Below are 25,347 nucleotides of genomic sequence, written 5' to 3'. Positions count from 1 at the left end.
GATCAGGACGTCTTGCGGACTTTCCAGCCGGTTTCCTTGAGCAGGAAACCGAGCAGAATAGCAATTCCGATACCGATGACCAGCGGCAGGAAGGCCGTATGGAACTGTTCCATCGTCTCCGGCGCATTCTTGCCCATCAGGGCGGAAACAAGCGGGGACATGATGCCGGTCGTGCCGAACACGAGGAAGTTCATGACACCGGCGGCCGTTCCCTTGACCTCGGGCGGATTGACTTCCTTCATCGATGAGAACGGGATCATGGCCGCGCCGGAAGCAATACCCATGACCAGCGCCACGGAATAGTGGGGCAGAACGCCGACCGGGACATAGAGCGCGCAGAGCGACGCCGCCAGCAGCACCAGCGCACCGCCGATCAGGACGGGCTTGCGACGGCCGATCTTGTCGGAAATCCAGCCCAGAAGCGGGCAGCCGATTACCCAGCCGATGGGGACCATCGAAACATCGGTGGCCGCAAAGCCCATCGTCGTGTGCTCACCCTTGCTCAGCATCAGCGCACCCCAGCCCAGGGCACCGATCGTGGTCGGCACGAAGAGCAGGCCACCCGCAAGACCTGCGATCCAGCTCTGGGGGTTGGAGAAGATGATCTTGAAGGGACGCAGCAGGTTGGCCATGGAAAAATCGCCATGGTGCTGGGTGCTGTCACCCGTATCGCGCGGCATGACGAAGAAGACCGCCACGGCCAGCAGGAGCCCGATGACACCAAAGCCCAGCCAGATCGACTGCCAGGGGATGTGGAACGACCCATGCGGATCGATCAGGATGCGCGTCGGCTTGGAGCCGAAAGCGGCACCGGCCATGCCCATGCACTGCGTCAGACCGACGAAAAGCGCCAGCGTCCGGGCCGGAAGATAGCGCGCGGCAACGTAGGATGCGCCGACGAACGCACAGATCGCGCCAATGCCCTGAATGATGTAGCCGCCGATACCCGCAACCAGGCTACCTTGGCCGAAGATCAGGCAGCCCACGCCCGTGGTGGCAATGAACATCGGCATGATGGCATGGGCGCCATAACGGTCCAGCAGCACGCCCACGGCCAGGGCCATCAGCGCGTACACGATGTAATAGGACGCGATCATCAGGCCGAGATGGCTGTTGCCCCAGGCCTGTGTCAGCTCATCCTGCATGATGCCGGGAGCGGAACGGATGGCGTACTGATAGAAGTAGAACAGCGCGCACAGAAACCATGACAGCACATAGAGCGGCTGAAGTGTCTGCGGTTGCGTCGGGGCCGGATTCAGGGGCTTGGGCGGCGCCTGAGTTGTTGTGCCAGACATGAATTTCTCCAGAGTGTCATGGCTGGCCTGTCAGACCGGAAACCATGACTGTGAGGGCGCGGAAGTCCCGAAAAAGATTGTTTTCCGGTTGGAATGATTCGTCAGGTAATGTGAATACTTCACCGGATGTTATTGCTGGAAGGGGTAATAACGGAAGGTCACATACACCGTATGTCCGTAAGTCGTGGGGTCGACGGCATGATCCGCGCCGTCATTGCCCTTGAAGGCGAACTTCCGGATATAGGTGTACTGAATCCCGCCCATGACACTGCCGTAATGGCCGTCCAGGAAGTGCCACCAGCCGCCTGTCGTCAGGGAAGCCAGCGTTCTTGTCTGGGCAGAACATGTTCCGAATTCGTATTCACAGCCGGACAGGTTCAGGTCTGTCGCGCCATAGCCATGCTGGATGCCATCGGCGCCCAGATAGGTGCGACGTCCCGCGCTCTCCACACCGCCATAGGTATAAAGCAGCACGGAGCGCGCCGGATGCCCGACCAGCCCGAGTGACCCCATGATTTCCGGGATCGGAGTGAGATTGCCATTGCTGTCGAAGGTCGTATCGGGAATGAGGCTGGGTCCGTAGCGTCCGACCCCCTGACCGGCGAGCACGTTTCCGGTCAACTGAAGTTTGTCGGTCCCGAGCGGCACGGTCATGCCAGCGCCCACGCCACCGCCGAACTGGGTGCTTTTGTGGGTATGGTTTTCACCGGCCGGCTGCACGAGACTACGGAACCAGCGGGCAAGGCCAAAGACCTCATAATGCCCGAATGACGTATCGACTGCCGTTTTGAGGACAATGTCGGGAGCGGGATTGTAGCTGTACTGCGTGTTCGGGTTCAGCAGGACGCCACCGCTATTGGCGTAATAGACCCGCGGCCCGGCCAGATGGCCGTAACTGGCGGGGAGGGTCCCGCCGGAGCTGAGCGTATCGGAGAAACCGACCGTCGCCTGGGGATCCTCGATCGACAGCGCGATCCAGTATTTCTTGTCCCAGTCCTTGGCGATCCGGATTTGTGGCACGCGGGTAAAGGTAATGCCCGGGATCTGGTTGTTATCCGTCACGGCCGGGAGCTGTTCCTGACGGGGAATGACGCCCTTGGCGTAATTGGTCGTCAGGCTCCAGGCCTGGCCCATGAGGACGTGCAGCCCCCAGTCCTTCTGCGTGAACGTGAAATATCCCTGCCGCAGACGGGGGGTATAACCGTTGATCTGCACACTGTTGGTCGTCCCGCCAGACCCGCCGAAATCGCTCTCAACATAAGCCTGAAGACGCACGGACTTGGTCGGATTGGCTTCCAGAAGCGTGGAGAAACGCGAAAGCTGTGCCGAAAACCGTTCCTCGCTCAGCCCGTGATTGGGGCTATTGGCATACGGGAAATTGTTCCACGCCGTCGCAGGGCCACTGGTCATGTTCGAACTTCTCCAGATGTTGGAGAAATCGATGAACCCGCCCAGCCTGACCGTCAGATTGCCAATCTGGAAGACCGGCGGAAGATGATCCACTTCCGTCTGGGTAATGGCGAGCGGACTGGACGATGTCAGGTCGATGGATGTCCGGTGCGCTTCGTTGTGCTGGTTACCCAGCCACTGGAACAGCGGAGGCGGGGTCTGGTGGGCTGGCGTAACGATCGGGGTGGAAGGGGCCTGTGCGGATCCTGCCGTGATGCTGTCCGGGACGAAGCCTGCTGTTGAAACCGGCATGATCCTATTGCCGGGGCGGGGAATGTTACTGGCGGGAGAGAACGGTGATGTTGCCGCGCGGGCGGTTTCGATTTTTGGGGCCTCGCCCTTTATCGGCACCCTGCTGAGTGTCACCCTGCGCGCGACGGAGGTTTTCGGGGTATTCGGACGGGCCGCGTGGGAGGCTGAGCCTGCGTGGCGGCGTTGCTCGATGGCCTGAAGGCGGCTTTCGAGCATACGCATCTCCGCCTTGATCGCGGCCAGTTCCTGATCGTCGGTGCTCTGGGCAAAGGCGGAAAGAGGAGAGCCAATGAAAAAGACGGCGCCCAGAAGCAGTCTGTATCGTCTGGGCAGGTAATTTCCCGTGATCTTCAGGCCACCGAGAGGAGACACAGCTTTCCCTTCCTAAAATTCGTTCAAGGAATTGCGTTAGTGATCGGACTGCCATGGCGACGGGAACCGCCAGTCGGAAGAGATTTACGCGCTCAAGGAAGTTTAAAAATTGATATATCTCAAAAATAATGAAAATTACACATTATTTATGGATCGGAATAACAATTTATCACGGTTTGCGAAAGTATATTCGTTCTCTCTTCCCGGATATTCAACGATTTCCATATTGGAGACAGGGTGCTGAGGAGAAATTGTTTAAATACAGCTCTCCTCAATAATGGTTTCCATGTTTTCTTATTTTGTCTTCTTTTTCTTGCCCCTGGAGCGCTTTTCCTTTGCTGCGCTCTGCGACGGGGCGGATGTTCCGCCCCTGGCGCGTTCGATGACGAACCTGGCGTAATCATCCATATCGCCATCGAAGGGGACGATCTGGTTGTCCGCGGCCAGCCACAGCCGGTCCGCGACCAGTTCCATCAGCGAACGGTCATGGGTGATGAGAATAACCGCGCCTTCGTAGCTGTTGAGGGCGTCCAGCAGGGCGCGGCGGCTGTCGATGTCCAGATGGTTGGTCGGCTCATCGAGGATCAGCAGATGCGGGGCGGCCATGGCCACCATGTTCAGCAGCAGGCGCGCGCGTTCCCCGCCGGAGAGCGCCTCGACCTTGGTACCCTGCTTTTCAAAATGGATGCCGAACTGCGCCAGACGGGAGCGGTGGGACTGATCGCTGTCCGTCGGCCGGGCTTCGCGCATGATGTCGAGCGGGGTCTGCTCGGGATCGAGCGCCTCGATCTGGTGCTGATGGAACCAACCGACCTCGATACGGGGAGAGCGGGAGACTTCACCGGAGCGGACTTCTAGAGCGCCCGCGATCATTTTCGCGAAGGTGGATTTGCCCGCACCATTGACACCAAGCAGGCCGATACGGTCATCCACGTCCAGCCTGAGGTTCAGATCGCGCAGGATGGCGGGATCGTCGCCATAGCCGACTTCGACGTTTTCCAGCCGGATCAGGGGCGGCGCGAGGGGACGGGCCGGTGAGGGGAGCAGGAATGGCGAGACCGAAGCCTCGATCGTGGTTTCGATCGGCGTCAGTTTGGCAAGGCGCTTGACGCGGCTCTGGGCCTGGGCGGCTTTGGCGGCCGAGGCTTTGAAGCGGTCCACGAAGGACTGGAGATGGGCGCGCTCTGCTTCCTGCTTGGCGCGGGTGGCACTTTGCAGACGGATTTTCTCGGCGCGCTGGCGCTCGAAATCGTCGTATCCGCCAGTATAGAGTTCCAGCTTCCCTTCCGTGACGTGCAGGGTGAAATCGACGGAATTGTTCAGCAGTTCGCGGTCATGGCTGATGATGAGCGCGGAATGGGGATAACGGGCAAGGCGTGCTTCCAGCCACAGGGCACCTTCAAGATCGAGATAGTTCGTCGGCTCATCGAGCAGCAGCAGGTCAGGCTCGGCAAAAAGCGCGGCAGCCAAAGCCACGCGCATCCGCCAGCCGCCGGAGAACTCGGCCATCGGGCGATCGAGATCGGCGGTGGAGAAGCCCAGACCATTGAGAATCTCCGCCGCGCGGGAAGGGGCGCTATCGGCGTCGATTTCGATCAGGCGCATCCAGATATCGCCCATGCGCTCCGGATCGGCCGTTTCAAGCTCGGCCATGAGAGCCGCGCGTTCGGTATCGGCCGCGAGGATCGTGTCGATCAGGCTGATGGGGGTTGCGGGGTGTTCCTGATCCACGGTCGCCACTCGGGCCGCGCGGGGGATGACGATTTCACCGGAATCCGGCTGAAGCTCACCCTTGATCAGCTTGAAAAGCGTGGATTTCCCGACGCCGTTCCGGCCGACCAGAGACACCTTGGACGGGTTGGGCAGATTGGCGCTTGCACGATTGAAGAACTGTCGTCCCCAGGCGTTGAAGACAAGGTTTTCGATCTGAAGCATGGGGCAGGATGGTCCGGTGGCGGTAAAACGGGAGCGCCATCCCTATAACAGTTTGACCGTCCCGGACAGGGACGAGGCGGATCTTTTCCGCCTCGTTTGGGTGTTCGTATGAGCGGTATCAGTGGGCGTGGGCGGCGAGCCAGTCGTGGATCTGGCTCTGGGCCGCCTGAACGGCTTCCTTGCGGGCGGAAACCACGTTGAGGGCATGGGCCGTGGCGATTTTCGCGCCGGTCGTCCTGCTGGAAGACGGATCCTTCTGAAGCTCGGCCAGGATGTCCGGGTTGTTGGAATGTCCTGCGATGGCCGGGAGGAACCCGTCCTGTGACCAGGGAGCCAGATGCGTGCGGATTTCGGCTTCGTGCTGGCGGACCAGCTTCCAGACGAGGTCCGGATTTTCGCTGGCGGAGGCGACCTGTGACAGGGCCATGGAAATACGGCCGTTCGGAATGGCGCCGCTATAGGCCAGTTCCACGTTGTGACGGATCAGGTCAGGATCCGTGGCGTTGGCGAGCGCCTGGAACAGGCGGAGCTTGAGTTCGGTCGCTTGGGTGTCGCGGACCTTCTTTGCCATGATCTCCCAGGTCGCGGCATCGGCATGTTTCATCGTCAGGGCCGAGACCGTGCCGACCAGATCAGGGCGCAGGGAAGCCGGATTTTTGAGCCAGATTGCGAAACGGCGCTTGGCTTCCGCGAGAACGGCCGGGTCGTTGAAGGTTCCCAGAGCGGAAATCACGGACGGCCGCAGCATCGTGTCCAGCACGCTTTCATGCGGTTTCTGGTTCCAGCCGAGACGCTTCAGGACCGGGGCAAGGCGGCTGCGGGCATAGGCCTGGAATGCAGGGCGATCCGGGCTGCCGATTTCATAGAAATCGAGCGTTTCCAGCTTGCTGATGATTTCCTCAAGCGTGGCGATGTCGGTCTCATGCGCGGCGGTCAGCCGGTCCACGAGGTCGAAATAGGACGACAGTGCACCATGTCCGGCGCGGAACTGCGCGAACTGGTCGCCAAGGATATTGGCGCGATCGACCGGAGCGAATTTCGAAATCGAGGCGGCGACCGGAGCGAAGGCCACGTCGTCATAATGCACGCGGTAATATCCGCTCTCGCCCAGATCGAGCTTGAGAGGCGCATTGCAGCGTGGCAGGGTGAAGGTGGCGGGTTCCGCACCAAGCACCAGCTTGCGGGTCTCAAGACCGGGGCCGCCGGCGACAACCGGAATGTTCCAGGTCTGGGCTTTCGCATTCGGGTCATGGATCGTGAAGCGGCTCTGGGTCAGGGTGTAGGTCGTCTGGCCATTTTTGCAGACGGCCGCGACATTGACCTGCGGAATCCCGGGCTGTTCGGTGAAGCTGCGGGCGACCTTGCCGACATCCTGCCCGGACGTGCCGGAGAGCGCGTTCCACAGATCCTGACTGGTTGCGTTGCCGAAAGCATGGGCCTTCATATAGGCGCGCATTCCGTCGCGGAAATGATCTTCGCCAAGCCAGCCTTCCATCATACGGATAACCAGCTCGCCCTTGCCGTAGCTGATGCCGTCAAACGCGGAATTGGCTTCGCTGACATTGCGGATGACCTGCTGGATCGGATGGGTCGTGGACAGGGCGTCCGTGGCCATCGTTTCTTCACGGGTTTCGTGCTGACGCGGCCAGATATCCCATTCGGGGTTCATCTTGTCCGTCGCCTTGATTTCCATCCACGACGCAAAGCCTTCGTTCAGCCAGATATTGTCCCACCAGCCCATGGTCACCAGATCGCCGGACCACTGATGCGCCATTTCATGCGCAACGACTTCGTAGATCAGTTCGCGGGTGCGCGGTGTGCTGTTCTTCGGATCGAACAGAAGGACGTTGTCGATATAGGTCAGCGCCCCCCAGTTCTCCATCGCGCCGGCCTGGTAGTTGCCGGGGATGGCCAGCATGTCCATTTTCGGCAGCGGATATTTGATGCCGAAATAGTCGTTGTAATAAGGCAGGATCTTTTCGGCGGCGCCCAGTGCGTAGGTGCCCTGGCTTTCAAGGCCGGTCGGAGCGAAGACGCGGATGGGCGTGCCGTCCGCCTTGCCGTCCACGGATGCCATGTCACCGGCTACCAGTGCGAGCAGGTAGCTCGACATGCGGGGCGTCGGGCTGAAGGAAACGCGCTTCGTTTTGGTGTCCTGCTGCGTCGTGCCGATGATCGGCATGTTGCTGACAGCCGCGTATTCGAACGGCAGCGTGACGTTCAACTGATACGTCGCCTTGAAGGCGGGTTCGTCCCAGCCCGGGAACATCCGGCGGGCATCCGCGACTTCGAACTGCGTGACGAGCATCCGCTTTGGCTTGCCTGCCGGGTCGGTGTAGTCGTCGACATAGATGCCGTTCGGCGTTTTCAGGATCGGGCCGGAATACTTGATCGCCAGCGTGTGGACGCCGGCGGGAACGGGGGCCGGGAAGTGCAGGGTGACGGTTTCGGCGGCATCATCCTGACGGATCTCGGCTTTCTGCGAATTATCCAGAAGGGCGCTGGCCAGTTTGAGGCCAGCCTGATTAAGGGTGACGTCGGCGGTCGGGCTCCGGACTTCAACCCGGATGATCTCGTCGCCCTGAAGCGTCAGATGTTCCATGTCGGTTGTCAGGTCGATGATGTAGTCTGTCGGCACGACGGTCTTGGGAAGCTGTCCCGGTGTCGTCGCGAAGGAGAACGTGCCTTCAGCATGGGCGGGCATCGCGAGGGGCAGGCCAGCAAGCAGGGTTGTGAGAGCCAGAAGACGGCGCATGAAACGCAGTTCCTTGAAACATTTGAATGACGGGAAACGGAACGAACCGTTCGTTTTTGTTACGGAGACGGTGGCATAGCACTGTCATTCGGGAAAGTGTCTGTCCCTAAAAACCTTGTCATCTCCTGACGGGGCGGGATCTGCGGGGCTTTGCAGATGACTGCCCGGGCCTGACGAAGCTTATTGCCTCCGGGTGGGTTCGCTGAGCGCCATGATCAGCGCCGCGACCCACCCGATGATGGTCCAGCCCAGAAGCACGGTTATCATCGCAATCCGGTGCTGACGGATTGTATTGCGGCGGTAGGCGATCAGGACCGGAACAAGATAGACCGCCAGTCCCAGAGCGCCGAGAACCGCGAACACTCCCCCGGACTTCGCGGGACCGGACTTCGCGGGAACAGCCGAAGCGGAGAGGGCCTGCTCCCTTTCGGGCGGTTGGGCCGCGGCGGATGGAGGCCGGTTCGGCGCCTCGTGCGGTGTGGCCGCGGGTGGAACGGGCGGGGGGGCCGAAGCAGGCTCATGACTGTCCGTCACGGATGCCATCTGCTCGGGCGTGATGTATCCCGCGCGGACGAGGAAAAGGGACAGGGCCTGTGGGAAAGGGAGCAGTTCTTTTTCCTTGGCCGAACAGGCATGGCCATTCTGCTTTTCAGCGGGCGGTTTGAAATCGCATGCCGAGAGGCCGAAGCCGGATTTTTTCGTGGACTCTGCATGGGCCAGCATATCGCGCCAGCCTTCCGCGAACCGGCCCATATTGGCCATGGTCGCGACTTCATAGGCCAGGAAACCGTTGGGTTCGAAACGTCCCGACTTGATCCAGTTGCGGCGCCTGTCCGCCAGATCCTTCGCAAGATAGTCTCGGTAGGCCGGATCGCGCGTGACGTTTTCAAGAACGCCATCGTGGTAGCGTGCAATGACGACGGGGGCTTCGGAGCCGGCATGGGATGCGAAGGCATAGAGGAACGACTGATCGGATGTCAGGATTTCCTGCTGCCCGTTTCCGGCGATATCCACGACGTCCGGTTCCCCGTCACCGTCCATCGCTCCAAGTTCGAGATGCTGCCAGCTTTTGCCGGAACTGCCATCGGGGCGCAGATCGAATATGGAAGTGAGTGAGCAGCAATGGGCACCGCCGGTATAGGCGGAAACCATGACCTGCGGGAAAGACGACGACGTGTCCAGATGCCGCAATGACATCTTCAGTTGCGCCATGCCGTCATCCTCCGTGCCGTAAGGCGTCAGGGGGAATGAGGCGGGGCGGGAGTGTGTGTTGCCGGAGTGTGTGTTGCCAGACTGGCTAAGCGTCAGGAATGCCATGCTGCACGGAGAGGTCGGGCTGGTATCGGCATCGGCCCAGACGACGGGCACGTTGCAGCGTGTGGTCCGACGGACGTCCAGCATGGCAGCAATACCCTGTGCGGACAGGGTGGCATGGGTGCTGTTTCCTATCTCCGCCCGGGCGATCGGTGCGAGCGGATGGAGGGTGGCAGACCGGGCCGGAACGCCTGTGGCAAGGAGTGCTGGAAGCATGATGCCGATCAGGGTTTTCATCTTGAGGATGGTCTGTCTCCGCTTTTCTGTCATGCGTGCTCCGTGCTCCGCGGCATCAGGCATATCCCGACTTTCCCCTGTAACGCCAATGGAGGATGAGGAGTTTTCATCTTTCGCAAGGAGAAGCATCCCGGAAGGGGAACTGGTTTCTGAAGAAAGAAATTGGAAAATCAGTCGGTTGTGCGGGGTTCCCTGATCCACTAACACCAAAGCAGTCCCGGATGGATACTGCGGAACCGGGTATGCGAGGTATTATTGAATTTCCTGTCGTATCTTCCGGCCTGTGCTCTTTTTATCGTGCTTCCGACGCAGGCTGCGCCCTGTCCGGACATGTTCGCCGATGGCGTTGCACCCCAGGTGCTGAATGAAACGCTCCGGATCGGGACGGTTCAGCTATGCAATGCGGATTATGCGGTACTTGCTTCGGAAAGCACGAAGGGGCCGCTGTGGTCGGCCGAGGATCTGACGGAAGAAAATCTCGAAATCGCTGACCGCACGCGCCGGCAGGGAAGTTTTTACCCTGATGAGCGCCTTCCCGTGAGGATGCGGGCGGCGCTCGAGGATTACAGGGCTACGGGTTACGACCGCGGACACATGACACCCAGCGGGGACGAACCCGGTGTGCAGGCACAGCAGCAGTCTTTCCTGCTGTCGAACATCGTCCCGCAGACTGCTGAGCTGAACCGTGGGCCGTGGGAAGGGGTCGAGAGCGCTGTCCGGGGATGGGCCCGGCAGGAAGGGGAAATCTTTGTCGTGACCGGGCCCGGTTACGATCCGGATCAGATCCGTACGATCGGGGCGGGGCGTATTCCCGTGCCTGCCGTGACGTGGAAGGCGATCTATGATCCGGCGGCTCGCGGGATGGGAGCGTATGTGTGTCTGAACACGCGCCGTCCGACATGCCGGATTACGAGTGTGGCGCTTCTGACCGAGCTTGTGGGGATCGATCCGTTTCCCGCACTTCCGGCATCCCTGAAGGATCATGTCAGCGCCATGCCGCCGATCCGGGAAACGCCGGAGGCCCTTTCGAGACGGCCTCGCTCGCGGAAGCTGCTTCAGGAATGGGGATCGAAAGCGGCCCAGAAGGCTCTCAGAGCGCTTGTAAAAGCACTTGTGCAGTAGCCAGGGAGCGGAGAGGCCGTGACATGGTTGTATACTTTTGTTTCTCAAGTCGCGAGTATGAATATTTTATGAAAACCGAAAATGTCATAACTGAAAATCCCTGAAATAGACTAAGTCGGGGTTCTAAATAACGGAATCCGGACTTCATGCTTCATTTTGACCCCTCCTCGGCGACGTCGCTTGTCGCGCTGTGCCTCTGCTTCGTTCTGGTCTGCGTCTTTGAATTTGCCAATGGCTTTCATGACACGGCCAATGCTGTCGCAACTGTCATCTATACCAATTCGCTCAAGCCGACTGTCGCCGTCATCTGGTCGGGGCTGATGAACCTTCTGGGCGTGATCCTGGGCGGCATTTCTGTCGCCTACGCGCTCGTGGAGCTTCTGCCGCCGGATGTTCTTTCGCCGCCAAGCGGAAATCCGGCCGTTCCGATGCTGGTTGCGCTGTTCGGGACTGCCCTGGCCTGGAACCTGATGACGTGGTGGTTCGGAATTCCGAACTCGTCCTCACACTGCGTTATCGGATCGCTGGTCGGTATTGCGATCGGTGACTCCTTCGTCCATGCCCGCGAACTGGGTCACAGTGTGGACTGGAGCCAGATCTGGAAGGTGCTGCGTGCACTCGCCGTCTCGCCGGTGCTGGGCTTTGTCGGCGCGCTTTTGCTGTATTTCCTCATCAAATCCCTCGTGAAGATGCCGGAAATGTACAAGGCGCCCACGCCGGAGCAGAAGCCGAACCCGATCGTTCGGGCGGTGCTGGTCCTGACCTGTACGCTGGTCAGCTTCTCGCATGGCAGCAATGACGGTCAGAAGAGCATCGGCCTCATCATGCTGACGATCATCGGCATCATGCCTGCCGCCTTCGCGCTCAACCCGGCTTCTCCGGTCAGCATCGAGCAGATCCGCCAGGACGCGCAGCAGGCCCTGCCGCTGGTCACGCAGTATGACCGTTATTCCTTCAAGGGGGACGCTGTCGCTTCGATCGCCCGTCTTTCACAGACGGAAGCTCCTGCCGAGGCCCCGTCCGAACTGCGTGGCGACGTCTATCAGGTTCTGTCGGGCCTGCGGTCGGTTGCGGCCAACCCGGCGGCATCTGACGCGGAGAAGAAGCTTGCATCCCATCTCGCATCCGAACTGCGCCCGACCGTTGAATACGCGCCGGGCTGGGTGCGTCTGCTGAGTGCGCTGTGCCTCGGAATCGGGACCATGGTGGGCTACAAGCGGATTGTGCGGACGCTGGGCGAAGGCATCGGCACGACCCATCTGACGCCAGCACAGGGTGCTGCATCCGAGGTCGTTGGTGCGGGTCTGATTATGACCGCGGGCTATACCGGTCTGCCGGTTTCCACGACGCATATCATCACGTCGGGCGTTGCCGGGACGATGGTGGCGGCCGGGTCCGGCATCAACAAAAAGATGCTGACGAAGATCGTGATGGCATGGCTGCTGACACTGCCGGTGACGGTCTGTGTTGCAGCGGTGGTTTTCTACCTTCTCGCCTGATAGGCGGAACTTTTTGACTGGAGCATGATTGCTCCGGCCCTGATCGGGAAAGGGACGCGATATTGCTATCGCGTCCCTTTTTTTATTTCAGACCCCGGCGATCTGCAGGGCCAGCTGTGCCATACGGATGGCGCCTTCGCGGCTGCCTGCACCACAGATGAAGCGGGCAGGGTGGGCAAACACGGCATCGGACACGCCGGAGACAGCGGCCAGCTTTTCCCGCTCCAGTCCGCCCCAGGCTTCCGGAAGGGAAACGCGCTGGCCGAAATCGCCACGAACGGGCGGAACGGCCTTGATGTTCCATTGCTCCGGCCCTGCGGGGGAGACCACATACACAACCGGAAGATCGCGCTCGAAAATGACCTTTTCCGTCGGCATGCCCGTTTCCATGACGAGGATGCGCTTGTCTTCGGCATTTTCATAAGCTGCCAAAACGCGGTCTGTTGCCTTGAGGCTGGCGCGGACGCGGTCCACGACATTCGTCAGGTGAGACGCAACAGCCGTGGCGGCATTGGCGAAACCGAGGGATTCCCGGGCGCGGGATTCCTGGCGCCCGTAGAGTTCAGCCGTGTCCCAGGGCGGGCTACAGGCAGAGACGATATCCGCCAGCGACAGCTTGCCCATCTTGACCACGCCATTGTCATCCTGATCGATCGGCAGGATCAGGGACCTGTCGAGGCTCTGCCAGATCAGGTCCACTGTGGCATCATCAACCGGGGTCTTGAGAATGTTGCGGATGGCGGCGTGACCGTAATCCTTCCACAGCAGCCCGGCGGCGCTGTAAGGCGTGCCGTCTTCGCGAAGAGGCTTGTCCTTCATATGGTGGTCGTAGCGGCCATGCGGGGGGTCATAGAGGCCGCCGACGTCGAAGACGATATCGGCCGATTTGATGACATCCGGATTGCGGGTGCGGATGAAGGTCAGGCGGTCGGCGGATTTTTCTTCAAGGATGCGTGCGCGCAGATCACCCTGCGGGGCGAGCGCGTAGTGCAGGATGACATAGCCCATGGTCTCGTCGACATGGAAATTGCCTGAATGGGTCAGCGCCGTGACGGGCGCTGCGCCGTTTTCGAGACCAATGGGAGTATGTTCGGACATCTTGGGAACCTGCGGCAGGGAAAAGGGGATGAAGTGGCTCCTTCATGCCGCAGGGCAGGCCGGCAGACAACCTTGTCGCCGGGGTTAGTTGGTCAGAGGCTCCGTTTCAGGAAACCTTGTACAGGGCACAGAGCTTGTTGCCGTCCGGATCGCGCAAACAAATAGGCAAGATAAAGGTCGCCCCTCGCGGTGTGGCGGATACCGGGCGGGTTTTCGATCGCCTTGCCACCATTCTCCACGCCCGCCCTGTGCCAGGCATCGACCTGTTCGGGGCTGCTCATGGCGAAACCGATCGTCCCGCCATTGGCAGGAGTTGCGGGCTCGCCGTTCAGGGGCTTCGTAATCATCAGACGACCGCCGGCATGGGCATAGGCCAGACGTCCCTTTGCATCGACCTCGGCAGGCGCGCAGCCGATGACGCCGAGTGTGGCGTCGTAGAACGTCTTGGAACGGGCAATGTCGTTGCTGCCGAGCATGATATGGCTGAACATGGAACTCATTCCTCTGTGATACAGGGTGAAGGATGGACGTGCGTCCTGAAAAATCAGTCGATATTGATGTTACGGATACCACCCGGAATGCGGGTCTTTGAATCACGCGCGACGAAGGGCTGCCGGTTGGTATTGTAATCCGGATTTTCCGCCATCGCCTGAAGGGTCATGTCATCGCGTACATCCAGCGGCCGGTCATGGCCGCCATTGTCCTTGCGTGCCGTGGCTGCACAGATGCCGGCAGCGGAGGCGAAGGAATGGGGATTGCCCCCGGCGCCGCTCAGCATCTGCTCACGAATACATTTGCTGTCGGTATGACCGGTCACCCAGGGCGCTGTGGAGCATGAGGCAAGCAGAACCAGGCTGGGGAGAAGGACGTAACGCATGACGGAAACCTACTCGTGACGGAGAATGGAGTAAAGCGCGGGATCAGGTTGATCCTGACAGTTTATTGGATCGTGACTTCGCGAAAGGTCAATGTCTTTGATGGATCTTCTGATCTGGTATTCTTCGCATCATTTGAATGATGGAGAGCAGCCATGACCTCATCCGGGTTTCCGCTTCTGAACGACCCTGACATCCTTCGGGACATCACGGTCCTGTCCGACCGTTACGAACGGGCCCTGGGCGAAAATGACCTGCGGGAACTGGACAGGCTGTTTTATGACGGGCCGGAGACGGTGCGTTACGGTGTGGGAGAAAATCTCTACGGTTTCGAGGAGATCAAGGCATTCCGCAGCAACAGGACGGGTGGCTCGCCCCCGCGGGAAGTCCTGCGTCGTGTCATTACCGTCATTGGCCGGGATGCGGCGACTGTAGACCTGGAGTTCCGGCGGATCGGAGCGGAGCGTATCGGGCGTCAGAGCCAGACATGGTTCCGGACGCCCGAAGGATGGAAGATCATCGCCGCGCATGTCTCGCTGATGGGCACGGGGTCCTGAGCACCGGGCCTCAGCTTCCGCTGGAGACATATCCCGCGACTGCCCGGTTCCATGCGAGGATCATGACGCCGAGGAAGGCGAACCCCGCCGCGGGCGAGAGTGCGCCGACCCATGTCGGCATGCCAAGCGGGTCCGGGTGGGCGAGGCTGAACAGCGTCGGATAATAGCAGACGGCCGCGAGCGGCAGGACGAAGGTGATGAAGCGCCGGAGCCAGCGTCCGAACATGGTCAGCGGGTACTGTCCGGCCTCCACGCCGCCATAGGTCAGGACGTTCACGACCTCCAGTCCTTCAACGGTGATGAAGCACAGGGCGGCCTGTCCGATCAGGACGCCGAGGAACATGGCCGCGCCGCCCGCGATGGCCCAGGGCAGAACCAAAGCGGCGCTCCACTGGACATGCGGGGCGAGCCACAGACCCGCCGCGAGTACGAACAGCCCCTGAAGGAAGCGTCCGATCGGGCGCAGGCGCAGTTCGTGACCCAGAAGGAGCAGCAGCGTCGAACGCGGGCGCAGGAGGAGACGGTCGAAGCTTCCGGTCCGGACATATTCGCCCCCAAAGACCTCGAAGCCGCGTCCCAGCGTCTCGGCGACGGCAAAAGCCACGTTCACAAGGCCGTACAGGACTGCGACGGTTCCGATATCCCATCCCGCGATGCTGCCGAAGCGATGGAACAGGCTCCAGATGCCGAAGAAGCTGAGGAGCGTCGTGACGAAATTGCCGATGGCCTGAATGACAAAAGTGCCGGGATAGCGGAGCTGCGCTACGATCGAAGCCCCGGCCATGCGGCGATACAGGCCCGGACCGCTGAGCGTGCGGGAAGGGGATTGCGTCATGTCAGGCACCCTGCACCTCCAGCCGGTTTACGGTCCGGCGCATCCACAGACGCCCGAGAAGTGTCAGGGCCGCCAGCCAGAAGATCTGAAGTCCCAGACCCGTTGCAGCACCGCCGGGGATGGGCGTTCCGAGATAGATACGGATGGGAATGTCGGTAATGCCGGCGAATGGCTGTGCGAGCAGGAAAGGCCGGATCCAGTCGGGATAGAGCGGCAAAGGCAGCAGCATTCCGGACAGCAGGACGGCGAGCGGCGTTCCGACGGCATAGCTCCCCAGAGGCGAAAGGGTACGGGCCGTGAGGATATTCCACCACATGACGATCGTTGCGGAGAGCAGGGCGCCGAGTATGATGGAAACAAGCGCCAGAGCCGCGGAGATCAGGCTTGCGGGGCCGGCAAGGCTCCAGGCGCCGAGCCCGACAAGCATCGCGAGAGGACCGGCTAAACAGGCCAGCAGGACAGCGCGGGGGACCGCGTTCCCCAGCAGTCGCGCCAGGCTGGCGGAGAGCCACCAGTTCCACATATCGACCGGACGCAGGAGGTCATAGACGATGGCGCCTGTCCGGGCGGCGTCTCCGATGGCGGGCAGGCAGCCGAGTGGCAGAAGCGTGAAGAATGACTGCTGGATCCAAGTATAGGTCATGGCCTGTCGCAGGGAGAGCGGGGCCTGCACGTCCGGAGCGGCATGATACACCGAGGCATAGGCCATCAGGGTCACGGCACCGAACCACATCTGCGCCACCAGTCCGGCAACGACGGCGATACGGTATCGCAGCCCGATCTTCCATTGCAGACCGAAGGCCGTGAGATACGGGCGCAGGTTCATGCGGCGTGGTCCGCATAGAAACGGGTGATGATTTCATCGATCGAAGGGCGGCTGATCCGCAGATCGTCAAGGCCCGGAAGATGGCCGACATGCGCGACGAGGGCTGGAGCCGGGATCTGGCGCGGATCGAAAGTGATCGTGAGGCTGTGGGGTTCACGCGCGGTTTCGCTGGCACCGGCGGGAAGCGTCAATTCGGGGGGCGTATCATGGAAATCGAGTTCCAGAATGCGTTCGGACAGGATCGTGGTGCGAAGATCCTCGAATGGGCTGTCCGCCAGAATGCGGCCGTGACCGATGACGATCACACGTTCGGCGAGTGCCTCGATGTCGTGCATGTCATGGGTCGTCAGCAGAACGGTCGTGCCGCGGTCCCGGCAGAGTTCATGCACGAAGGCCCGGACGGCGAGCTTGGATGGCGCATCCAGGCCGATCGTGGGTTCATCCAGAATGAGGATGTCCGGATCGTGGATGAGAGACGCCGCAATTTCGGCACGCATGCGCTGCCCGAGCGAAAGCTGGCGGACGGACTGGTCCATGATCCCGCCCAGATCCAGCGCATCGGCCAGACGGGCGCGGTTGCGGATGAACCGCTCCGGTTCCACACCGTAAATGTCGCGCAGCAAAGCGAGGCCCTCCGCGACCGAGAGGTCCCACCAGAGCTGGGTCCGCTGCCCGAACACGACGCCGATCCGCGCAACATGGGCGATGCGGTTTGTCCAGGGCACCAGACCATTGACCTGCACCTCTCCCGATGTGGGGCGCAGGATGCCGGAGAGGATTTTGATCGCCGTCGATTTTCCCGCGCCGTTCGGGCCGATGAAGCCTGCGATCTGGCCTTTCGGGACCGCAAAGGAAATCCCGTCCAGTGCAACGATATCACGGGTTTTTCCCCTCCAGCTGCCTCCTTCGCGGATCCGGTAGGTTTTGCGGAGATTGCTGACCGTAATGGCGTCGGAAGGGGAAGGGGGCGTCTGCATCAGGGCTCCGTCATGAGCGGTAAACATCTGTTTTGTGGAGAGTGGACAGCGGTCAGTATTGAAAGCAAGCCGTTTCTGAAGGAGGGCGATGGGCCAGTCGGCTGGCTCAGTGCCCTTTGCGAAAGCGCGTCGAGAGGATGATGGCGGAGACGGTCCGCTCTACGCCTTCCATCTGTCCGATATCGTCAATGGCGCGATTGATGTTTTCGGTCGTGGCGGCCCCCAGCAGGGCAATCAGGTCCGAGGCACCGCTGACCGCATGCAGTTCCCGAAGTTCGGGCAGTGTTTTCAGGTCCCGCTCCACTTTCTGCCGGTGGCGCGGTGTGAGCACGATCGAGACATGGGCGCGCACCAGATCCTCGTCCGGATTTTCGAGAAGCGTATAGCCCCGGATCCGTCCCTGCCGCTCCAGACGCTCCATGCGTCCCTGCAGAGTCGTGCGGGAGATCCCAAGCCGGCGCGCCAGCGCGGCTGTGGGGGTTCGCGCGTTGCGGCGCAGGATATCAAGAAGAGCCTGATCGATCGGGTCCGTCATTCTGACTGTTATAGACGGCAATCTGCCGTTGGGAATGGCTTTTTGCCGTCACGCTGCCGCTTGAGATCCGTCGGCCCAGACCCCGATCCTTTCCGTAACACTTCCGGAACAGGATTATGACCATGAAGCAGGTTACGGTTGCAGGTGCGGGCAAGATCGGTTCAGCCATTGCGGAGCTTCTTCATCACGGCGGCTATCGCGTTACGCTGCTTGACTGTCACGCGGAGTATCTCAACAGCCTCAAACTGCCTGAAGGGATTGCCCGCAAAACAGCCGATATCGCGCAGGGGCTTGATCCGGATCTGCTCAAAGGGCAGTTCGCTGTCCTCTCCGCGCTTCCTTTTCATCTGACGCGCACTGTCGCCCGTGCCGCCGCCGTGGCTGGCGTGCATTATCTGGATCTGACCGAGGACGTTGCGTCCACCCGCGATGTAAAGGCGCTGGCCGAGGGTGCGTCGCATGCGTTCATTCCCCAATGTGGTCTGGCGCCCGGTTTCGTTTCGATTGCCGCGCATGATCTGGCCGGGCATTTCGACGAGATCGACACGATCCGGCTGCGTGTCGGGGCATTGCCGCGTTTTCCGTCCAATGCGCTGGGATATAACCTGACCTGGAGTACGGAAGGCCTCATTAACGAATATATCGAGCCCTGTGAGGCTATCGTGGATGGGAAGCGCATCCTCGTTCCCGCTCTTGAAGGCATGGAGAGCCTGGGCGTCGATGGCGTTCTTTATGAGGCTTTCAACACGTCCGGCGGTCTTGGCTCGTTGTGCGAAACCTATGACGGTCGGGTCCGGGAACTCAATTATCGCACCATGCGATATCCGGGCCATCGTGATATCATGAAAGTTCTCCTGTCCGATCTGCGCCTGTCGGAACGGCGGCATATCCTTCAGGATATCCTGACCCACGCCATTCCCGGAACGGCCCAGGATCTGGTGGTGCTGTCGGTTATCGTGACGGGACTACGGGAGGGTCGGCGGCAGCAGGAAACGCTGGCCCGGACCATTCACGCGCAGGAGTTCATGGGCGGATACCGGACTGCGATTCAGCTCACGACGGCGGGGTCCATCTGCGCGGTTCTGGACCTGCTGGCGGAAGGCAGGATTCCGTCGGCAGGCTTTGTCCGTCAGGAAGATATTCCGCTGTCCGCCTATCTGTCTAACCGCTACGGTCGGGTCTACCAGTCGCAGGACTGAACGGCCTTATGCGCAGTTCAGGAGCCGGACCAGCAGGATGCTGGCACCCAGAAGACCGGCCAGGGACATCGCGACCGTCAGGACCAGCGGTCGTCCCGCCCGGAAGACGGAACGGATATCGATCCCCAGACCCAGTGCGGCCATGGCCAGAATGGTCAGGAATGTGGCGGTCTGGCTGAGGGGAGCGATGCAGGCTGCGGGAATGACGCCAAGGGACCGGACGATGATCATCGCCATGAAGCCCGCGATATACCACGGGACGAGACGGAGCAGCCTGTGGATTTTGTTTGTTTCGGCAGGTTCCAACGGCTGCGTCCGGTCGTTTTTGTGATGAACCGTCAGTGACAGGACGGCGCAGACCGGGCCCAGCATGAGAACGCGCATCAGCTTGACGAGTGTTCCGACATGCAGGGCTGCGGAGCCGAACGGCGCGGCTGCGGCCATGACCTGCGGAACCGCATAGACCGTCAGCCCCGCGACGGCGCCATTGGCGATTCCGGACATGTTCAGAAAGGGAAGCAGGACAGGCAATCCCAGAACGACTGCCAGACCACCTGCGGCGGTGAAGGCGATTGTCGTGCCGACATCCTCGTCTGACGCCTGAATGGCGGGGGCTGCGGCCATGATTGCGGAATTGCCGCAGATGGAATCGCCGCAGGCCACGAGAAGGGTCTGATTCCGGGACAGGCCATTCATCCGTCCGGCCCAGCAGGTGAAGATCATGCTGAAAACCACCATCCCCAGAACGGCGAGCAGGATTTCAGGCCCGGCGGACCAGACGGCCTGAAGGCTGAAAGTCGTGCCAAGAAGGACGATCGCAATATTGAGGAGTGTTTTCGAACAGAACCTGATCCCGCAATTGAAGGCGTCTGCGGGTTTGCGGACGGACCGCAGGATGACGCCCAGAATGAGCGCGATGTTCAGGGTCTCCAGAAAGGCTCTCCCGATCAGGAGCCGTTCCATGGTTTCGAGACCGTAAGCCACAAGCGCAATGCCGATGCACAGGGCCGTTCCGGGGAAGCGGGAGATGAGGTCTCCCGCAGGCGACTGGGTCTTCACGATAGGCTCTCCTTTATCGTGAAGATTTAGGGAAAGAACAATCAATCAATCCAGCGCATAAATTTTATTATTTTAATCGTAAAACCAGATTGGTTGTGCTATCTATGCCATATGACCCTTGATCAGCTCCGTCTCTTCATCGCTGTTGCTGAACGCGAGCACGTCACTGCTGCGAGCCGGGCGATGAACGTCACCCAGTCCGCGGTCTCGGCGGCGATTGCCGCCTTGGAAGAGCGTTATGGAGTCAGGCTTTTTGATCGGGTGGGGCGAGGCATCCGGCTGAGCGAGGCTGGACATCTGTTCCTGCCAGCGGCTCGTGCTGTCGTTGCGCAGGCGGCTGCGGCTGAAAATGTTCTCAACGAGATCAGCGGTCTGAAACGCGGAACACTCCGTGCTGTGGCCAGCCAGACGATCGCCGCGTACTGGATTCCGTCCATTCTGGTCGCTTTTCGCAGAAAATATCCGCAGATCACGGTCGAACTGGCCATCAGCAATACCGAAGAGGCCGCGAAGAAGGTCCGGGAAGGGGCGGCTGAACTGGGGATCGTGGAGGCGATTATCGATGACCCCGCGCTCGCGCAGTGGCCACTGGGGCAAGATCATCTGACGATTGTGCAGGCCGATGCGGCAGTTCCAGAACATGCCAGCAGGGAGTGGCTGCTCAAACAGGTCTGGGTGATGCGGGAGCCGGGATCGGGGACTCGGGCTACGCTGGAACACTACCTCCGGCGTCTTGGGATCGCGCCGGATGAGTTGAATGTCAGTCTGGTCCTGCCATCGAACGAGAGTGTGCGTACTGCCGTGGAGGCAGGGGCGGGGATCGGTGCGCTGTCATCGCTGGTGGTTGCCCCGTCGCTGCTGGCGGGGACGCTCCATGCGGCGTCAGAGGTGCCGGAAAGCCGCTTTTTCTATGGGCTGAGGCATAAGGAGCGTTACAGAAGCCCCGCTGCCGATGCGTTTGTGGAGATAATCAATCTTGCAAACAGGGGGCACGGGCCGCAGATGGAAAACGGACGCCAGGCATGAAAAAGCCGCCCTTGCGGGCGGCTTCCTGCATATCGGAATGTACATCCGGGCAATCAGATTGCCTTGATGCTCACTGCCGACGTTTTGCCGTTGCGGCCAGCCTCAAGCTCGTAAGAGACATGCTGGCCTTCGTTGAGGGTGTGCATTCCGGCGCGCTCGAGTTCGGAGATGTGAACGAACGCATCCTGCCCACCGTTGTCAGGCTGGATGAAACCAAAGCCCTTGGTGCAGTTAAACCATTTTACGGTGCCTGTTGCCATAACGAGGCTCCTTTTTAACAATAGCAGTCGTGCACAAGATACGCACGAAATCATAACTCTTAAGAGGAACGAATGACGCAACATGCGTCGAAAACCCGCTTAAGAGCACCTGCCGCCGTAAGTTAGACGTCACATCGGTTACGGATGCAAGAGAAAAATCTCGGGAGGTACATTATGATTGTAACCGAAATTCAATATTTTCCTTAACAAATCCGTGAATAACTCCTGAATTCAGGGAGATATGATCGTTCGTTCATAATAAAAACCATATATCAGTTCTTGCAGACCAGGCGGCATATCGTTTCGATATTAAAGGCAATTCTTTCCTTCAGGGCTTCTGGCGCCGTAAAATCCCGCTCGAAAATTACCGATCCAGTGAAGCGGTTCGTGAAATAATAATAATTTATGGATGCGATGGTGATGTTCAACTGCGCGGCATCAATACCTTCGCGGAAAATATTTTCCCGGACGCCCCGATCCAGAAGCGACTGGATGCGGCGGATGAATTTCTGACTGATCGTCTTCAGTGTGGGCGAATTGCGGATATGGACGGCCTGGCAAAGGTTCTCGCTGTTCACGAGGGTGATGAATTCGGGATTGGCGATATAGTATTCCCATGTGAAGCGGACGAGCGTTTCGAGGGCTGTCCTGGGGGGGAGATTCTCCAGATTCAGTTTGGTCTCTTCCTCCCGGATGTTGAGATATTCCCGCTCCAGGAGCGTGCGGAAGAGGCCATCCTTACTTTTGAAATAGTGGTAGAGCATCCTTTTGTTGGCCTTGGCATCGAGAGCGATCGTATCGACCCGCGCGCCTTCAAGACCGTTTCGGGCAAACTCTTTCTTGGCCGCTTCGAGAATGCGTAATTTGGTGGCCTCCGCATCCCTGACACGCTTTTTCGTAGAGGAGGACGCTCTGCTTTTCTCAAGGGGCATCAGGGGCTTGTTCCGCTCTCAGTAAGGGCGCTCTTTCTGGGGCAAAGCGCCCCAAAAGAAAAGCGGTCCATAAAATCACACTTAAAATACGAAAAAATATCAACGTAACGCGATTTCATGCTGGTGCCCCCCTGCGATATGTGTAAGTAACTATACGGTGCGTTATGCTGTTGATTTTCACTGAGAACTGACCCGGGTTTTTCATCAGGAATTGACCCAGCCAGATGCTATTAAGGACTGACGCACACCGGTTTCCGCGCGTTTTGAGCAAATGATTAACGAACGGGCGCATGGTCGGCAAAGCGACCTGCGCCCGTTCGCCGTTTCCGGCCAGGTGACGTTTTCATGAAGTTTCGGGATTGCGGGATGAATTAGGGGCGGGAGACGACTATTCATCCGGGGCTATTTCTCTCGTCTGTCGCAAGATGCGGCTTCAGGTCCCAGGCAACGGTTGATATGTCCACTCGCAGAACCTTCCTCAAATATGCCCTGTTCGGTGGTGCCGCAGCCGCGACGGAAGGGCTTCCGGCCGCCATTCGTCGCGCTTATGCCATCGCGCCCGAGCCGGGTACGACATATCTGAATGCCGAGCATGTCGTTATCCTCATGCAGGAAAACCGCTCTTTCGATCATATGTTCGGAACGCTCGCCGGCGTTCGCGGCTTCAACGACAGACGTGCGATCCGTCAGAAGAACGGCAGCTCCGTTTTCGTGCAGTCCGGCAGGAGCGGGGAGACCTATGCACCGTGGCGTCTGAACATTCACGACACGAAGGTCACGTGGATGGGCTCGATTCCACATTCCCGGGACAGCCAGGTCGATGCCTGGAACGGGGGACATCATGACCGGTGGATTGACGTCAAACGGCCTCACAAGAAGGAATACAGGCAGTATCCGCTGACGATGGGATATTATACCCGTGAGGATCTGCCGTTCTATTATGCTCTGGCCGATGCGTTTACGGTCTGCGACCAGAACTATTGCGGCGTCATGTCCAGCACGACGCCCAATCGTCTCGTCTTCTGGACCGGAACTGTGCGGGACCAGCAGAATACCGCGTCAAATGTCTATATGCGGAACCCGGAAATCCTGGAAGGCGGCATGACCTGGACGACCTTTCCGGAGCGGCTGGAGAAGGTCGGGGTATCGTGGAAGTTCTACCAGAACGAACTGAGCCAGACGGGTGGCATGTCTCCGGCCGAGCGTTCCTGGCTGTCCAATTTCGGCTGTAACGTGCTGGAGTGTTTCGACAGATTCAATGTCAGCTCCAATCCGGGCTTCGGGGCCTGGATCGAGGAGCGGATCCGGGAATGTTCGGAGCATATCAATCGGCTTGAAAACCTTGAGATGCTGGTCTCCGGGGAGCGGAGCGAACAGCTTGTCGAGGCGAAGGCCCTGATGGAGGTTCTGAAGAAGCGTCAGAAATCCGCGAAGGGCTTTGAAAAGCTGACGCCCGAGGAGCGCGCGCTTTTCACGAAAGCCTTTGTCATCAACAGCGGCGATCCTGATTATCGCAGCCTTGAGGAACTGGCCTTCGTGGACGATCCGGATGCGAAGGGAATGAAGGCGCCGAAGGGAGACGTGCTGTACCAGTTCCGCAAGGACGTACGGACAGGCCAGCTTCCGGCGGTTTCCTGGATGGCGGCGCCGGAGCATTTCTCGGATCATCCGACATCGGCCTGGTACGGGGCCTGGTATGTGTCGGAAGTCATGAACATCCTGACCGAGAATCCCGAGGTCTGGAAAAAGACCATTTTCATTCTGACCTATGATGAAAATGACGGATATTTCGATCACGGCTGTTCCTATGCGGCTCCCGATCCCCAGCGTCCGGAAACGGGTCGCTCTTCCGCTTCGATCGGGGCGGATGGGCTGGAATACACGACTGCTGGGGACGAGGTTCGCCGGGGCGTTCCCGAGCGGCTCGCACGGAGTGGCCCGATCGGCCTCGGGTTCCGGGTGCCGATGGTTGTGGCGTCTCCGTGGAGCCGGGGAGGGCTGGTCAATTCGCAGCTTTTCGACCACAGCTCGACACTGCGGTTCCTGGAGCATTTCGTTGAGAAGAAGTTCGGCACTCCTGTCCGGGAAACCAATATTTCCCCTTGGCGTCGGGCCATTTGCGGCGATCTGACGTCCTGTTTTCATCCCCATGACGAGGTTGCGCCGTCCCTGAACTATCTGGATCGCAACACGCATCTGAAGGCGATCGAGGATGCACGAAACCGTCCCATGCCGGGTGGTTTCCGCTCGCTGTCCGCGGATGAGATCGCCGCACTGAAAGATCAGCCGGATCTGCTGCGGCAAACCGTGCGACAGGAAAGCGGAACACGTCCGGCCTGTGCGCTGCCTTATGAGCTTTACTGTGGCGGCGGCATTGATGTGGAGCACGGTCAGGTCAGCCTGACGCTGGGAGCCGGGCAGAGCGTACATGGAGAGCGGGCGGCCGGCGCACCATTCAATATCTATGACTACCGCAATGGCGGTCGCGAGATGCAGGTGGGAACCTATGCCGTGGCAGCGGGAGACCGGATGGATGTGACGCTGCCGGCTGCGGATGGTCTGTATGATGTCGCGGTTCATGCGCCCAACGGGTTCTACCGGGCTTATCGGGGGCATGCTGATCGGGTCGCGCTTCGCTCGGCCTGTCATTATGAGGTTGGCGGCAAGGGCAAAGGGCCGGGGATCGTCCTTTCCCTGACCAATGCTGGCAAGGCACCGCTGACAGTTCAGTATCGTGTCGGAGATGCAGGGCCGCTGCGGACGGTGGTTCTCAGGGCGCGGGGACATCAGGAGATCGGGCTGGATCTGTCAGCCAGCCATCAGTGGTATGACGTGACGCTGACGTCGCCGGAAGATCCGGATTTCAGGCATGTTCTGGGTGGCCGGATGGAAACGGGGAAGATCACGCTCACCGATCCGGCGATGGCCGGGTAAGCGC

At 60.0% G+C, this 25,347-nt stretch carries 20 protein-coding genes and 1 pseudogene; 6 read left to right on the top strand and 15 right to left on the bottom strand.

Annotation, left to right across the window (positions count from 1 at the left end):
* Positions 1-2: 2 nt before the first annotated feature.
* The 5 genes from GFJ39_RS07590 to GFJ39_RS07570 all read right to left on the bottom strand — a co-directional run bounded on the left by GFJ39_RS07590 (position 3) and on the right by GFJ39_RS07570 (position 9,642).
* A complete protein-coding gene (locus GFJ39_RS07590) occupies positions 3-1,295 on the bottom strand; it encodes an MFS transporter (RefSeq protein WP_153430768.1) in 1,293 nt (430 codons plus the stop codon).
* 129 nt (positions 1,296-1,424) lie between these two features.
* A complete protein-coding gene (locus GFJ39_RS07585; protein ID WP_325062871.1) occupies positions 1,425-3,368 on the bottom strand; it encodes a hypothetical protein in 1,944 nt (647 codons plus the stop codon).
* A 294-nt stretch (positions 3,369-3,662) separates the two neighbouring features.
* The gene (locus GFJ39_RS07580) at positions 3,663-5,303 is read right to left on the bottom strand and encodes an ABC-F family ATP-binding cassette domain-containing protein (RefSeq protein ID WP_153430767.1); all 1,641 of its coding nucleotides are present in this window, start codon (positions 5,301-5,303) and stop codon (positions 3,663-3,665) included.
* Positions 5,304-5,421: 118 nt separating this feature from the next.
* Positions 5,422-8,058 (bottom strand): M1 family metallopeptidase, encoded by a 2,637-nt coding sequence (locus tag GFJ39_RS07575; protein ID WP_153430766.1) that lies wholly within the window; start codon positions 8,056-8,058, stop codon positions 5,422-5,424.
* A 180-nt stretch (positions 8,059-8,238) separates the two neighbouring features.
* Positions 8,239-9,642: a superinfection immunity protein gene (locus GFJ39_RS07570; RefSeq protein WP_194285318.1), complete on the bottom strand. Its 1,404-nt coding sequence runs from the start codon at positions 9,640-9,642 to the stop codon at positions 8,239-8,241.
* Positions 9,643-9,939: 297 nt separating this feature from the next.
* On the opposite strand from GFJ39_RS07570, the gene GFJ39_RS07565 reads away from it, so the two are divergent.
* Together GFJ39_RS07565 and GFJ39_RS07560 are read left to right on the top strand one after the other, a co-directional pair.
* Positions 9,940-10,731, top strand: a complete 792-nt coding sequence (locus GFJ39_RS07565) for a DNA/RNA non-specific endonuclease (RefSeq protein ID WP_228391842.1) — start codon at positions 9,940-9,942, stop codon at positions 10,729-10,731.
* Positions 10,732-10,877: 146 nt separating this feature from the next.
* Positions 10,878-12,230, top strand: a complete 1,353-nt coding sequence (locus GFJ39_RS07560) for an inorganic phosphate transporter (protein WP_153430763.1) — start codon at positions 10,878-10,880, stop codon at positions 12,228-12,230.
* A gap of 87 nt (positions 12,231-12,317) precedes the next feature.
* Here GFJ39_RS07560 and GFJ39_RS07555 read toward each other — a convergent pair whose 3' ends face one another.
* The 3 genes and pseudogenes from GFJ39_RS07555 to GFJ39_RS07545 form a co-directional block, all read right to left on the bottom strand.
* Positions 12,318-13,328 carry an MYG1 family protein gene (locus GFJ39_RS07555; RefSeq protein ID WP_153430762.1) on the bottom strand — a complete coding sequence of 337 codons (1,011 nt, stop codon included), beginning with the start codon at positions 13,326-13,328 and terminating at the stop codon, positions 12,318-12,320.
* A 106-nt stretch (positions 13,329-13,434) separates the two neighbouring features.
* Positions 13,435-13,819: pseudogene (locus tag GFJ39_RS07550) on the bottom strand (VOC family protein).
* A gap of 53 nt (positions 13,820-13,872) precedes the next feature.
* The gene (locus tag GFJ39_RS07545; RefSeq protein WP_153430761.1) at positions 13,873-14,205 is read right to left on the bottom strand and encodes a hypothetical protein; all 333 of its coding nucleotides are present in this window, start codon (positions 14,203-14,205) and stop codon (positions 13,873-13,875) included.
* Positions 14,206-14,358: 153 nt separating this feature from the next.
* Here GFJ39_RS07545 and hpxZ point away from each other — a divergent pair, with 153 nt between their 5' ends.
* Positions 14,359-14,760, top strand: a complete 402-nt coding sequence (hpxZ, locus tag GFJ39_RS07540; protein WP_153430760.1) for an oxalurate catabolism protein HpxZ — start codon at positions 14,359-14,361, stop codon at positions 14,758-14,760.
* A 10-nt stretch (positions 14,761-14,770) separates the two neighbouring features.
* Here hpxZ and GFJ39_RS07535 read toward each other — a convergent pair whose 3' ends face one another.
* The 4 genes from GFJ39_RS07535 to GFJ39_RS07520 form a co-directional block, all read right to left on the bottom strand.
* A complete protein-coding gene (locus GFJ39_RS07535) occupies positions 14,771-15,595 on the bottom strand; it encodes an ABC transporter permease (protein WP_153430759.1) in 825 nt (274 codons plus the stop codon).
* A gap of 1 nt (position 15,596) precedes the next feature.
* A complete protein-coding gene (locus GFJ39_RS07530) occupies positions 15,597-16,421 on the bottom strand; it encodes an ABC transporter permease (protein ID WP_153430758.1) in 825 nt (274 codons plus the stop codon).
* Positions 16,418-17,398 (bottom strand): ABC transporter ATP-binding protein, encoded by a 981-nt coding sequence (locus tag GFJ39_RS07525; RefSeq protein WP_153430757.1) that lies wholly within the window; start codon positions 17,396-17,398, stop codon positions 16,418-16,420. Before GFJ39_RS07525 ends, GFJ39_RS07530 begins: the two co-directional genes overlap by 4 nt.
* A gap of 106 nt (positions 17,399-17,504) precedes the next feature.
* On the bottom strand, positions 17,505-17,933 hold the full coding sequence (locus GFJ39_RS07520; RefSeq protein WP_041112316.1) for an Lrp/AsnC family transcriptional regulator: 429 nt from the start codon (positions 17,931-17,933) through the stop codon (positions 17,505-17,507).
* Between the two features lie 122 nt (positions 17,934-18,055).
* On the opposite strand from GFJ39_RS07520, the gene GFJ39_RS07515 reads away from it, so the two are divergent.
* Positions 18,056-19,132: a saccharopine dehydrogenase family protein gene (locus tag GFJ39_RS07515; protein WP_153430756.1), complete on the top strand. Its 1,077-nt coding sequence runs from the start codon at positions 18,056-18,058 to the stop codon at positions 19,130-19,132.
* 6 nt (positions 19,133-19,138) lie between these two features.
* Here GFJ39_RS07515 and GFJ39_RS07510 read toward each other — a convergent pair whose 3' ends face one another.
* Positions 19,139-20,191: a YeiH family protein gene (locus GFJ39_RS07510; RefSeq protein ID WP_325062869.1), complete on the bottom strand. Its 1,053-nt coding sequence runs from the start codon at positions 20,189-20,191 to the stop codon at positions 19,139-19,141.
* 111 nt (positions 20,192-20,302) lie between these two features.
* Between GFJ39_RS07510 and GFJ39_RS07505 the strand changes: the two genes are divergently transcribed.
* Complete coding sequence (locus tag GFJ39_RS07505) at positions 20,303-21,217, top strand: LysR family transcriptional regulator (RefSeq protein WP_153430755.1); 915 nt, start codon at positions 20,303-20,305, stop codon at positions 21,215-21,217.
* A 53-nt stretch (positions 21,218-21,270) separates the two neighbouring features.
* Here the strand turns inward: GFJ39_RS07505 and GFJ39_RS07500 are convergent, their stop codons facing one another.
* Positions 21,271-21,477 carry a cold-shock protein gene (locus GFJ39_RS07500; protein ID WP_153430754.1) on the bottom strand — a complete coding sequence of 69 codons (207 nt, stop codon included), beginning with the start codon at positions 21,475-21,477 and terminating at the stop codon, positions 21,271-21,273.
* A 272-nt stretch (positions 21,478-21,749) separates the two neighbouring features.
* Complete coding sequence (locus tag GFJ39_RS07495) at positions 21,750-22,409, bottom strand: TetR/AcrR family transcriptional regulator (protein WP_153430753.1); 660 nt, start codon at positions 22,407-22,409, stop codon at positions 21,750-21,752.
* Between the two features lie 456 nt (positions 22,410-22,865).
* Here GFJ39_RS07495 and GFJ39_RS07490 point away from each other — a divergent pair, with 456 nt between their 5' ends.
* Positions 22,866-25,343, top strand: coding sequence for a phosphocholine-specific phospholipase C (locus tag GFJ39_RS07490; RefSeq protein WP_153430752.1), 2,478 nt, complete (start codon positions 22,866-22,868; stop codon positions 25,341-25,343).
* Positions 25,344-25,347 lie beyond the last annotated feature (4 nt).

This window comes from Gluconobacter aidae (assembly GCF_009547075.1).
Taxonomy (GTDB): Bacteria; Pseudomonadota; Alphaproteobacteria; order Acetobacterales; family Acetobacteraceae; genus Gluconobacter; species Gluconobacter aidae.
This window is presented reverse-complemented; position numbering and strand designations above follow the sequence as displayed.

Excerpts from the sequence above, each read along its gene's own strand:
- GFJ39_RS07590 (WP_153430768.1), bottom strand. The coding sequence starts at position 1,295 with ATGTCTGGCACAACAACTCAGGCGCCGCCCAAGCCCCTGAATCCGGCC.
- GFJ39_RS07580 (WP_153430767.1), bottom strand. The coding sequence starts at position 5,303 with ATGCTTCAGATCGAAAACCTTGTCTTCAACGCCTGGGGACGACAGTTC.
- GFJ39_RS07575 (WP_153430766.1), bottom strand. The coding sequence starts at position 8,058 with ATGCGCCGTCTTCTGGCTCTCACAACCCTGCTTGCTGGCCTGCCCCTC.
- GFJ39_RS07570 (WP_194285318.1), bottom strand. The coding sequence starts at position 9,642 with ATGACAGAAAAGCGGAGACAGACCATCCTCAAGATGAAAACCCTGATC.
- GFJ39_RS07565 (WP_228391842.1), top strand. The coding sequence starts at position 9,940 with ATGTTCGCCGATGGCGTTGCACCCCAGGTGCTGAATGAAACGCTCCGG.
- GFJ39_RS07560 (WP_153430763.1), top strand. The coding sequence starts at position 10,878 with ATGCTTCATTTTGACCCCTCCTCGGCGACGTCGCTTGTCGCGCTGTGC.
- GFJ39_RS07555 (WP_153430762.1), bottom strand. The coding sequence starts at position 13,328 with ATGTCCGAACATACTCCCATTGGTCTCGAAAACGGCGCAGCGCCCGTC.
- GFJ39_RS07545 (WP_153430761.1), bottom strand. The coding sequence starts at position 14,205 with ATGCGTTACGTCCTTCTCCCCAGCCTGGTTCTGCTTGCCTCATGCTCC.
- hpxZ (WP_153430760.1), top strand. The coding sequence starts at position 14,359 with ATGACCTCATCCGGGTTTCCGCTTCTGAACGACCCTGACATCCTTCGG.
- GFJ39_RS07535 (WP_153430759.1), bottom strand. The coding sequence starts at position 15,595 with ATGACGCAATCCCCTTCCCGCACGCTCAGCGGTCCGGGCCTGTATCGC.
- GFJ39_RS07530 (WP_153430758.1), bottom strand. The coding sequence starts at position 16,421 with ATGAACCTGCGCCCGTATCTCACGGCCTTCGGTCTGCAATGGAAGATC.
- GFJ39_RS07525 (WP_153430757.1), bottom strand. The coding sequence starts at position 17,398 with ATGCAGACGCCCCCTTCCCCTTCCGACGCCATTACGGTCAGCAATCTC.
- GFJ39_RS07520 (WP_041112316.1), bottom strand. The coding sequence starts at position 17,933 with ATGACGGACCCGATCGATCAGGCTCTTCTTGATATCCTGCGCCGCAAC.
- GFJ39_RS07515 (WP_153430756.1), top strand. The coding sequence starts at position 18,056 with ATGAAGCAGGTTACGGTTGCAGGTGCGGGCAAGATCGGTTCAGCCATT.
- GFJ39_RS07505 (WP_153430755.1), top strand. The coding sequence starts at position 20,303 with ATGACCCTTGATCAGCTCCGTCTCTTCATCGCTGTTGCTGAACGCGAG.
- GFJ39_RS07500 (WP_153430754.1), bottom strand. The coding sequence starts at position 21,477 with ATGGCAACAGGCACCGTAAAATGGTTTAACTGCACCAAGGGCTTTGGT.
- GFJ39_RS07495 (WP_153430753.1), bottom strand. The coding sequence starts at position 22,409 with ATGCCCCTTGAGAAAAGCAGAGCGTCCTCCTCTACGAAAAAGCGTGTC.
- GFJ39_RS07490 (WP_153430752.1), top strand. The coding sequence starts at position 22,866 with ATGTCCACTCGCAGAACCTTCCTCAAATATGCCCTGTTCGGTGGTGCC.